The organism is Lapidilactobacillus luobeiensis, assembly GCF_024345205.1.
In the GTDB taxonomy this organism is placed as follows: domain Bacteria; phylum Bacillota; class Bacilli; order Lactobacillales; family Lactobacillaceae; genus Lapidilactobacillus; species Lapidilactobacillus luobeiensis.
Genome location: NZ_BROC01000018.1, coordinates 1 through 5247, shown reverse-complemented (window position 1 = coordinate 5247; position 5247 = coordinate 1). Strand labels below are relative to the sequence as shown.

At 37.8% G+C, this 5247-nt stretch carries 2 protein-coding genes; both read right to left on the bottom strand.

The annotated features are described in order from the left end of the window. Window positions 1-329 precede the first annotated feature (329 nt). Entirely contained in the window at window positions 330-3326 is a 2997-nt protein-coding gene (locus tag OCU21_RS07375) for a restriction endonuclease (protein WP_261806797.1), read from the bottom strand. A 42-nt stretch (window positions 3327-3368) separates the two neighbouring features. Then, on the bottom strand, window positions 3369-5247 hold a 1879-nt coding region (locus OCU21_RS07370), incomplete at its 5' end, for a site-specific DNA-methyltransferase (RefSeq protein WP_261806796.1).

The window sequence follows — 5247 nt, the reverse complement described above, 5'->3', positions numbered from 1 at the left end:
CCTCACTGATCAAGTAAACATCTATGAAAATTTTGGAATAGTGCCACCCAGCTCGTTATGAGTCACGGGAATCCAGGTTGAGGGTGATTTTGAGAAAGACAATATTGTAATCATTGAGTTGACTTCATTCAAGTTGGGAAAATGCCGGCAGATTGCGATTGCATGGATGGATTAAAGCATTTTACTGTTTCTAGTTTTGGAGCACGCAAAAGCATGGATATCAAACATATTGGCAAACTATCTTCTGACACAAATTAAAGTGTTCTATAAACAGTTGTCCACCTCCGATAACACATTTCATATTTACATAACACGAAATATTGAAAACCTCATCCACGTATCTCCTGTTCCTTCGTTACTCGTTTAAACTTAATATCGGTATCAATCGCCTTAAAATGTTTCTCCCCAGAAAGAATCTTGGCTCGTTCGTGCGGTCGTAACTGCTCGTCACTGACATCACCCTTTGTTTCAACAATGAAATAAAGATGTTGATCATCGCCTTCTTCGTACAATATCGCCCAATCAGGATTGTATGGCCCAAGTGGGGTTCGTATCTTAAACCAATCGGGGAGTTTAATGTAGAATTTAACATTATTATCCAACTCAGCCTGTCGAGCAAAGTCTAACTCAACGGTAGAATCAGTTACAACATAATCATAAAGCGTTTTTGCTTTGTCCTCATTCGCCTTCAAGGCGTTCCCGTTGTTACCTAGATATGCATTTAAAGTCTCAGTAGTAAATAATTTCTGTTCATAGTAATCATCGGTCCGCTTGTACTCAATTCCGTCAACAATCAATTGATTTTTGTGAGCATTAATAATGTGTGCCGCTTGATTCATATACGAAAGTGGATTGTTTTTAAACATATCCAGGTTAGTTACAGATTCTAGAATAGCAACAATAGTTTTGCGAGTTAGCTTGGTCTCATTCTGCAAGTAAGTAATAATATCTGGTAGCTGGTAGTGACTAGCATATGAAAAACTAACAGTCGATTCTACGTCATCCTCAGAGACGATTCCAGCATTGGTCAGTTTGATGTTGCTCTTACTATACAGATACGTACCTTTGCGAGTTTCAATATCATTGATCCCACCGAGAAAAGGATTTCCCGATACCGAATCCTTAATTAGTAGTTGTGAATCAAAATTGATGTGATACGTTGTTTTATATTTAATCTTATTCCATAGCTCAAGAAAATCGTCCGGTAATGCTTCCTTAATCATTTTGACTTGAACTTTATTGTTGGCATCTCTAATTTTCAGACTCTTTACTTTTGATTTAGCTATTTTCAGAATTTGTGGTTCCAACTCCTTGAACTCATCACTCACGTCAATTCTGCCATCACTGATTGCAGTCCGTAACCTGTCTGTTGCATGACCTGACTTATTGATGTATTCTTTTTCGCGTAATTCTGAAAATAATTGTGTCGCCTTTTTCTTGCCCAGCACATTAATGTCATCAGTAATTTCATTATGAGAAACAATCAACGTCGCAAAGGTTGTCTTATCGAACAGGCCAAATACAACACCGTCTGCTTCATACTCTTTTTGTAATCCTTCGGCAAATTCCTGATAGCTTTCATTTGCCATTACAGTTAATGTGTTGACATCAAATCCAGGAACTCTTTGTCCGGCCTCATCAACGGCTATACGAAGCCCTCGTCCGATCTTTTGGCGTTTTGTAATCGTATCTTTCGTCTCTATCAAAGTTGCAATTTGAAAGACGTTCGGATTATCCCATCCCTCTTTTAAAGCAGAATGCGAGAAAATAAATCGAATTTTATTTGCCTTAGAAGTATGCCCTTTTGATTTATCATACCTGGTAAGCAAGCCCTCTTTATCCCTCATGATCATTTCATAAGTAGACTCATCCGCTCTAGTATTGCCATTCGTATTCTTTAATGTACCCTTCCGATCCACTGAAAAATAACCATCGTGAATTTCCTCTACGGGAACACCCACGTCCTTAAGCTGCGCATATCTGGGTTGCTTAATTAATCTCTGATATTCCTCTTCAAAGATACGAGCATATTTACCAAGATGCGCATTTCCTTCGCTATCATATATCCGATAGTTTTCGACTTTATCCAAGAAAAATAAACTTAGCACTTTAATCTGTAAGTTACTCTTAGCAAACTGTAACTCTTTATTTAAGTGCTCCTCAATTGTCTTATAAATTTGACTACGTTTTACTTCTTCATCTTCCAAAGTCGCTGATTCAAGGGTGATTTTTTCTAGATTGCCAGAAAAGTAAACGGCCTCATTCCCTGGCGTTGCATCCATATCTTGAATAAAACCAATCTGTTCATAAACCTGAAGCTTCGTTTTAGTATATAAATCGTCTCCAGGTCTGAAATTAAGAATAACCTTGTCTGCGTCCTTCTTAGTTCGTTTATAAACTTCAATCTTTGCTGATAATCCACGTTTTGAAGTAGTGACACTGATTAACTTCAAATGTGCTCGGTTACCATCCTCATCCACATGAATACCCGCAACTTCAATTTGTTTGACCAACTGATTGTCATAAGCATCTACCGCAGTTAATCTATAAATAGTGGGATATGAGGTGTCTCTGTGGGTTGCTGAATATCGGAACCCCACAGATGGCCGCAGACTGGCAATGGCTGATTTTGCTAGATCAGTATTATCAACAGATTGCGGCTCATCAATGATCAAAATTGGTTTCGTCTCCGCAATCAAATCAATCGGGCGTGCTCCTAACAACTGATCCATTTCTCGATTCATCACATTTGTTTCTTTGTTAAAGGCTTGAATTGTTGTCACCATAACATCAATCGAGGTAGACGAAGCAAAATCACTGACCCGCGATAAGTTATTGGAATCAAACGTAAACATGTCATAGATCGTTCCGTGATACTGGCGGCGGAAATAATCCCTAGTGATATGAAAGGTCTTAATAACGCCTTCTCTAATAGCAACGCTAGGGACAACAATAACAAACTTCAAAAAGCCATACTTCGCATATAACTCCAGAATTGTCTTTAGGTAAACAAAAGTTTTTCCTGTGCCAGTCTCCATTTCGATATTAAACTGAGGAAAGTTCTTGTTGTTTCCAAACAAATTATCACTGGGTGCAATTTGGTTTGAACTTTGGACTTGATTAACGTTCTTCAGCATTTGCTCCGCATTGATGATCACGTGGTTTCCCGTCCCGGTCTCATCTTGGCTCAGACCCGCTACGTCACTTGCAAGCGAAAAATTGGACGTTTTAATCATTTGCCCGTTGAAGATATTAACTGCAGCATTCACTGCATCGGTTTGATAATCTAATGTATCGAATTGAATCTTCATTCCTGGAGTTTCCATAATTATGCTCCCTTATTATGAGGAAATTGTGCCATTTCTGAACTAGATACTTAAAATATCATCATAAGCAATCCCATCAGCGTTAAGAATTTCAATTGTGTTAAGCTTCTCGCTATCACTTATGAATTTTTCATCTCGAAATATGACAACGCTTTTTTCAATGCCGACTTCCTTCCGAAAATTATTGATAAACTTAGCTACAGCACTTCCTATTAACTCACCCAACACTACAAACATTGCGCCATCAGCTATAGTATAGATCACTGAATTTTCAACATAATATTCTTTTATTGGATAATTAAGATCTAAACCTTGCTTGATCATCACTTCGTACACAATATCTAGCATTGTTGAATCTGATTCAAAATTATTCTTTAAAAAAGCTAACTGTTTGGTTACCTTTGGTTCCTCTGGATTCCACCGCTTAATGTTCGATTCTGCTAATTCAAAGACCTTGAACCCTACTTTGTCATTTAATCCCAGATCATTAATCGCAAGTCTAATGCGCTCCTCTCCAATCGCCGCCAATGAATGTTCTCTGTTCACAGAATCCAAATATTTTATAGCTTTCTTTATTACCGGCTTAGCATCATTATCCGAATTATAAAATGAGTCGTCCAGATTCTCTGGAAGCTGAACCATAATAAATTTTCTATTACCACCGTCATTTTTGTTCATCTTAATAACAGCTTCTGCAGTAGTGCTGGATCCCGAAAAAAAGTCCAGCACAATCCCATCCCGATCCCCTCCTAACTCAATAATTCGTTCCAATAATTGAACCGGTTTAGGGTTAGAGAAAACAGTATCTCCAAACAACGCCTTTACTCTTGCCGTTCCATTGGTTGTTGTCTCAATATCATCCCATAAAGTCTTCGCAACTTTTCCTCGTTCCATTGCCTCAGATAAAAAGCGTTTCCTTTGTGGTCCACTCTCTCCGGTCTTTCCAAAAACAATTCTATTATCCTTCAATAACTCCTGAAATTTAGAGTAATCATTTTTCCAACTTGAACCCTCATTCGGGAAATAGCCAAATCCAGTTTTGGGGTTCACAATTTCATATAATTGGTTAGGGCGAACACCACCAACTTGAAACGGATCCGCTTTCCATGGTCCCCGAGGATCGTTATCAGGATTCTCAAACCCCTCACCCTCATCGATAATTCGAAATTCATTCCGGTTTTTAATGAAATAGTCCATTGACTTCACGTAAACGAGTGTATGTGTTATCGATCTGGAAATTATCGCCGTATTTGTAACAGATTTTGTTGAGTTCCATATTATATCTGATAAGAAATTCTCTTCTCCAAAAATTTCATCAGCCATTTTCTTCAAATTAAAGGCTTCCACATCACTGATGCTTGTAAAGAATACCCCGTCATTTGTTAGCAGGTTTCTCGCCAGTTTTAACCGTGGGTACATCATATTCAACCAATCGGTATGATAACGGCCATTTATTTCTTTGTTTACTGATAGGCGATTCCCATTTTTGTCGACCTGACCGGTCTGTTCAAAATAACTTTGAAGTGAGTTCTTATAACTATCTTTATAAACAAAATCTTTTCCAGTATTATAAGGTGGATCAATGTAGATGAGTTTCACTTTATTTGAATACGATTTCTGAAGTAACTTTAATATTTCTAAGTTATCTCCCTCTAGATAGAGATTTTGTGTGGTATCCCAATTCTCAGACTTATTTTCATTAAATTTCAATGTCGCTTGAGTCGATCGCTGGGCTAATTTGATTGCATCCTTTTTACCACTCCAAGTGAAATTATAACGCTCAACTGACTTTTCTACTTTATCAGTTAAAATATCATTCAGTTTATCGACATCGATCTTCCCATCTGTCTCGATTTCGGGAACAACAGAAAGTAATCGCTGTATCAAATCATCACGAACATCTAGAGAGAACCTCTCTACG

Coding starts and splice junctions, on each gene's coding strand:
- OCU21_RS07375 (WP_261806797.1), bottom strand. CDS start 3,326: ATGGAAACTCCAGGAATGAAGATTCAATTCGATACATTAGATTATCAA.